At 72.3% G+C, this 1,979-nt stretch carries 1 protein-coding gene and 1 pseudogene; both read left to right on the top strand.

Annotated features, from left to right (window positions below):
• The first annotated feature begins 207 nt into the window (after nt 1–207).
• Nucleotides 208–1,290, top strand: coding sequence for a vWA domain-containing protein (locus tag AC27IO_RS23485; RefSeq protein ID WP_487116323.1), 1,083 nt, complete (start codon nt 208–210; stop codon nt 1,288–1,290).
• 231 nt (nt 1,291–1,521) lie between these two features.
• Nucleotides 1,522–1,979: pseudogene (locus tag AC27IO_RS23480) on the top strand (SWIM zinc finger family protein); the annotation flags it as partial.

Genomic DNA, 1,979 nt, shown 5'->3' with positions numbered 1-1,979 from the left:
CCGCTGCGCTGTCACCGGCTTCCGCCAGAGCGATGGCCCGATCGATGGCCTGGTTGTAAGGCTCGCGGTTGGCGTTGATGATGCGCAGTTGCTCGCGGGTCACCGGCAGGGCCAGCGACGCATCCAGCTGCTGGGGCATCGACGCCGGCACCGGAGCTCCTGCATGACACCGCTGACCATCCCTGACCCCCTCCAGCGCTGCGCCTGTTGCTCGGCGAACCGGCGGAACCCGCGTGCGGCGCGCTCGGCGATGCCGCGCAGGCGGCCGATGCGGCGCTCGAATGGCTCTACGGCCGCGACAGCGATCGCGCCGAGCGCGGCGAGCGCAGCGCGGGCCTGGGGCCCTCGGCGCTCAGCACGCCGGACTGGATCAACACCATCCACACGCTCTTTCCCAAGGAAGTGATCGAGCGGCTGGAACGCGATGCGGTGGAGCGCTACGGCATCGACGAAGTGGTGACCAACCTGGAGGTGCTGGAGCGCATCGAACCGTCCGAATCGCTGCTGCGCGCGGTGCTGCATACCAAGCACCTCATGAACCCGCAGGTGCTGGCCGCCGCCCGCCGGCTCGTGGCCGAGGTGGTGCGGCGCATCATGGAAAAACTCGCCACCGAAGTGCGCCAGGCGTTCAGCGGCAGCCGCGACCGGCGCCGCCTCTCGCGCATGAAAGTGGCACGCAACTTCGACTTCCGGCGCACCCTGCAGGCCAACCTGCGGCGCTGGGACGCGGCGCGCGGCAAGCTCTACGTGGAGCGGCCCATTTTCATCAGCCGCACGCGGCGGCATGCCGAGCCGTGGGACATCGTGCTGCTCATCGACCAGAGCGGGTCGATGGTGGACTCCGTCATCCACAGCGCGGTGATGGCCGCCTGCCTTTGGCAGCTGCCGGGCATGCGCACGCGGCTGGTGGCCTTCGACACGCAGGTGGTGGACCTCACGGCCGATGTGTCCGACCCGGTGGAGCTGCTCATGAAAGTGCAGTTGGGCGGCGGCACCGACATCGCCCGGGCCGTGGCCTATGCGCAATCGCTCGTCGCCAACCCGGCCCGCACCATCGTCGTGCTGGTGAGCGATTTCTACGAGGGCGGCGACCCCGGAGAACTCGTGCGCCGCGTGAAGGCGCTGACCGGCGCGGGCGCGAAGGTGCTGGGCCTGGCCGCGCTCGACGCGCAGGCCGAGCCCGCCTACGACCGCGAGATGGCCGCGCGCCTCGTGAAGGAAGGCGCGCAGGTCGGCGCCATGACCCCGGGCCAGCTCGCGGGCTGGCTGGCCGAGAAGGTGCAGGCATGAACGCGCCGCTGCGGGCCGACCTGCTCGAACTCACCCCGGAGGCGCTGACGGCGTTGGCCAACGCGGGCTTCGTCAAGCGCGCGCAGAAGGACGTGGCGGCCAATGTGCTGCCGCGGCTGGAGACCGAACCCGACGGCACCGTGCGCGCGGAATTCGACGACGGCGCGCGCACGCGCCTGCCGCCGGGGCCGCACGCTGCGCGATGCCGCATGCACCTGCGCCGCGAGCGGCATGTGCCGCCACCGCGTGATGCTGGTGCTGGCCTATCAACAACGGCACGGCACGGCGAGCGCCCCTGCGGTCGATGCGTCCACGGCCGCAGCGCCGCCCACGGAATCAGGGGGCGCCTGGAGCCCCGCGCATTTCGACGACGCGGCGGTGTCGGCCAGCGTGGCGCCCTCGGTGCTGGAGCAGGCCGCGCGGCTGGCGGCCTCGCGCCCCGTGGTGGCGGTGCAGCCATGGCAGGGCCACGCCTCGCCGCCCACGGCCCGGTTGTCGATGTGCACCGTGCGGTTCTTCTCGCGCAGCTCGCTCGTGCATGCGCGCTGCGACTGCCAGCAGGGCAGCGGCTGCGCGCATGTCGTGGTGGCGCTGTGGGCGTTCCGCGCCGCGGGCGATCTGCCCGCGGGCGGCGACGAAACCATGGTGGAAGTGCCGCCGCGCGCGGGCCCCGGGCAGGCCGGTGCCGG

Source organism: Acidovorax sp. KNOB132, from assembly GCF_057541515.1.
Note: the sequence above shows the minus strand (reverse complement) of the source record. Positions and strands in the feature narration are given on the sequence as shown.